Genomic DNA, 3,545 nt, shown 5'->3' with positions numbered 1-3,545 from the left:
GTCCGAGAGCCGCGCAGCGGCTCTCGGACCAGCCACTCATCGCGATGGCGGATGGCCTACTGCATGTGGGCGCCTTCGGTGGCGGCCGTATCAGCTTCGACGGTCGCCGCTCGTGAAACATGTCCTGGAGCGGCTTGAGCCGCTCCAGTCCGCCACAATGAAAGAGAAGGTTACGAAAATGATTGAAGTTCTTGCATTCGCTACGCCTAACAGCGTCAAAGTGCCGATAGCACTGGAGGAAATGGGGCTCGACTATCGGCTCGTTCCCGTCGACCTGCGCCAGGGCGAACAGAAGACCGACGCCTTCAAGGCGATGAATCCCAACGCAAAAGTCCCGGTTCTCATCGACCCTTCCGTTCTTGGGGACGGCGATGTGGTCCTGAGCGAATCCGCCGCGATCCTGGTCTACCTTGCAGAAAAGACCGGACAACTTCTTCCGAAGGATGGCCTCCGCCGCGGCAAGGTCTTCGAGCAGCTCTTCTTCCACGCATCCGGCCTCAGCCCGGCATTCCTCCAGGCGTTTCTGGTCGCGATTCAGTCGTCACCCCAACCCGAGGCCCAAGCGCGCGCGTTAGCGGACGTTGACCGGACGCTGGGCGTGCTCAATCTCGGCCTTGAGCATCATCGGTACGTTGCTGGTGATGCATACAGTGTCGCGGACATCGCCCATTTCGGGTGGGTGTGGCGCCATCAGGCAATTGGCGCGACCCTCGACAAGTTTCCATTCGTCGCTCGTTGGTATGACGAGATTTCGGCTCGACCCGCAGTCGTCACCGCCATCGCAAAGACCTTGGCGCTCGCTCAGTAGTGCGTGCAACGTTCCATTTTTCAGCCATCTACACAATGCGACTTGGTTCAGTCCGCAGTCGATCACTCAGGAGAAGTGTTATGAATGACCGTATCCATGAACTGCTTCATCGCAACCTTCAGGAGGTTTTCGGTGAAGGCGATGCAGCACGTCGTCGCGAGGCCATCGAGGAACTCTACACCGAAGACTGCGTGCTCTACGTGCCACCGGGCACGTTCACCGGGCACGAGGCTCTCGACAAATTCGCCGGAGATCTCTTTAGGCATCGTCAAAACATCTTGATCACGCGGATTTGGGTAAAGCTGCCGACCTTTGCGTTTCGCGAAGTGGTTGTCGCCATGTATTGCAACGTCAGCGCAGCGTCAATGCCAGGCACCATCGCGGTATAGAACGCACCGGCATTGAGCGATCGGTATCGGCTCGGGCCCCAGGGATTGTTCGAGTCGTCCTGGTACTGTTGAGCGAAGACGGTGTGCAGTCCGAATACGCCAATCCCGGTCTTGTATGCCGCCGCGCCCTCCAATCCGATCCAGTTTCCGCTGCGGAGGTCATTGTCCCGATTCTTCGTGTTCAGGCCCAAGGTCACCTTTGCCGTGAGAGCGATATCCGGCGTTGGCAGGTAGGCCACTTGCACCGCCGGCCGCAGCGTATAGAAATTACCAGTGCCTATGTCGGGTGCTGGCGATGCGTTGTAGCGTCCTGTCGGAATGACGAGGGACGCGCCCAGCAATACGCGCAGTTGCTCAGTCGTATAGAGCCAGCCGCCTTGCAACTCCAGGTCCCCGATGCCCGATATGTCGCCAGTGGAACTGGCTGCCTCGCCGGCAAGGCCTGACTGATATGCCGCCCCGAACTGGCTCGCGATGGCCTGCTGTGCGGCCGCAGGGACCGCGGGATTCGCCTGCACGGCTGGCGTTGCGGCCGTTGCCCTGACCGTTTGTGTCTTGGCGCCATACGGCAGAACGCCGCCGAACGCGAGGCGGCCGCCGCCATAGTCCGCGTCGGTAATGTAGCCAATGCCAAGGTTGAATAGCTTGAAAGTGCCTGAGGCATGGATCTGGGCGGTACTGGCGCCATACGTGGGATACGCTGTCACGGGTGTCGGGGAGGGAAGTGGAATGGCTCCGCCGGGGACCGGCTTTGTCAGTACGTTGCCGTCGTTGCCGGTCACCTTCCTGATGTCGATATAAGTCGCAGCGACACCCACTGCGAGCCCGGCGGCATCCGGGGGTGTAAACATTTCCCCTCCGATGCTGCCTGCTATGTTGTACCGTACCTGGAAGTCTTCTGCGGCATGCGCGGTCATGCTGGCAAGGCAACCAATTGCCGAGAGGGAAAAACAATAAACAGAAATCTGCCGCACGAGGGTCTCCTCCTTGTCATTGAGATTGCGTGGAAAATGCCCCGTCCGCCATGAGCCATGGATTGGCTATGGAAGGTTGTCTTCTATCTACGGGGCGACTAGTGCTTCAGGCGGCCTGGACGAGGCGCATGTCGAGGCGTAGGTGTGGCGGTTCGATCAGGTCAAGGGCACGCTGGAGAATGTGTTCGGCCTGGGAGGCCGGGCCTTCGGCGAGCACGCATCGGTCCGGGCGGACCACCACCATCCAGTCGAGCGGGGCCAGGCGGGGCAACACGACCGCATCCAGCGCCTCGAGACGCCGGCCTTTGGGAGCGAGATGCTGCGCCCGAGCACGTTGGCACCATTGCCACACCTTGCCGCCTGCGAAGGACCAGCGCGCCATTAGCTCAGGAGACAGCCGCGTCGCGGGGTCGAAGCCGAATCCGATGACTGCACATTCAAGCCCCAGGCAATCGTCGCTAAGTGTCGGGATGCCGCTTTCTGCCGGTCGGACCCAGCCCTGTGGAAAGCTCGAACCTGCACGCAGCTTCTCGGTGCCGCGCACGCGCACAAACAGACCTTTGTCGAAAGTGACCAGCATCGGATGTCCGTGGACAATTCTCGCGCTGTTGATACGCGCAAAGCGGGCGAAAAGCGGAGAACGGTATTGCACCTTGGGGACATCTGTATGCACGCCAGGTGGCAGCCGACTCTCCGGGCAAGACTCCGGCTGACGGAGTACTCCAGTCGTTTTGGGCATGAGGTCTCCAACCGCAGAGCGGTCCGTTTGTCATGGTTTTGGATTGGCGCCGTGCATGCTGGTGCCGCCAGGAAGGGGCCACGGCGCTTGCGACGTCGGCGTGTGGGGGCGAGCAACGTCGCTCATCAATTTAATAATAATGTATGTGTCAGGATGACGGATGTGTCGTTAACACCTAGGTGGTGCGGAAATGCGGGTTGGTCGCCCACCCCGCCGTGCCCAGTGTGCGGGGCGTTTCACATCTAGCGATCAAGCGATTGCACGCCGGCTGCTAAGGGCCCCGGTCCCGGGCGTGATCTTGGCCAGCGCTCTGGCCCGCACCCTGTGAGGCCAGCAGCGCCACCACGAAGATATCGAGCATGGACTACCGGCCGATGACTTCGACCAGCGCGTAGAGTCGGGTCTGCTCGCGGATGCGCCAGGTCGATCTGCGGTGCGGGCAAACGCCAGCTCGTCTTTTTTGATATTGACTTAATTGTCATGATGACGATAATGTCGTGTGAAACATCGGATGCCACCTATGGCGGCGTCCGGCATTTAGGAGACGCCATGACCCGCCCGCCCCGCAGCGTGCTGCGCACACCACCGGCTTTCCCCGAAAGCGCACTGCCTACCTTCGTCCAGAAGCTCGACCG

The 3,545-nt window shown here is 60.6% G+C and carries 4 protein-coding genes and 1 pseudogene; 1 reads left to right on the top strand and 4 read right to left on the bottom strand.

Translation table 11 applies throughout. The features are described from left to right. Positions 1 to 178 precede the first annotated feature (178 nt). Positions 179 to 808 carry a glutathione S-transferase family protein gene (locus ACYP5B_RS06270; protein WP_459568983.1) on the top strand — a complete coding sequence of 210 codons (630 nt, stop codon included), beginning with the start codon at positions 179 to 181 and terminating at the stop codon, positions 806 to 808. Between the two features lie 62 nt (positions 809 to 870). Here ACYP5B_RS06270 and ACYP5B_RS06265 read toward each other — a convergent pair whose 3' ends face one another. From ACYP5B_RS06265 to ACYP5B_RS06250, 4 genes and pseudogenes are all read right to left on the bottom strand, one after another. Continuing rightward, complete coding sequence (locus tag ACYP5B_RS06265; RefSeq protein ID WP_400094260.1) at positions 871 to 1,074, bottom strand: hypothetical protein; 204 nt, start codon at positions 1,072 to 1,074, stop codon at positions 871 to 873. 2 nt (positions 1,075 to 1,076) lie between these two features. Continuing rightward, entirely contained in the window at positions 1,077 to 2,171 is a 1,095-nt protein-coding gene (locus ACYP5B_RS06260; protein WP_318238013.1) for a transporter, read from the bottom strand. A gap of 106 nt (positions 2,172 to 2,277) precedes the next feature. Further along, positions 2,278 to 2,751, bottom strand: a complete 474-nt coding sequence (locus ACYP5B_RS06255; RefSeq protein WP_459568982.1) for a hypothetical protein — start codon at positions 2,749 to 2,751, stop codon at positions 2,278 to 2,280. Positions 2,752 to 3,180: 429 nt separating this feature from the next. After that, positions 3,181 to 3,346, bottom strand: a pseudogene (locus ACYP5B_RS06250) (paraquat-inducible protein A); the annotation flags it as partial. Between the last annotated feature and the right edge of the window lie 199 nt (positions 3,347 to 3,545).

The sequence above is a fragment of the Cupriavidus sp. 8B genome (assembly GCF_054589115.1).
This window is presented reverse-complemented; position numbering and strand designations above follow the sequence as displayed.

Bases quoted from the DNA above. Each gene is read 5' to 3' on its own strand.
- ACYP5B_RS06270 (WP_459568983.1), top strand. From the start codon at position 179: ATGATTGAAGTTCTTGCATTCGCTACGCCTAACAGCGTCAAAGTGCCG.
- ACYP5B_RS06265 (WP_400094260.1), bottom strand. From the start codon at position 1,074: ATGCCTAAAGAGATCTCCGGCGAATTTGTCGAGAGCCTCGTGCCCGGT.
- ACYP5B_RS06255 (WP_459568982.1), bottom strand. From the start codon at position 2,751: ATGCTGGTCACTTTCGACAAAGGTCTGTTTGTGCGCGTGCGCGGCACC.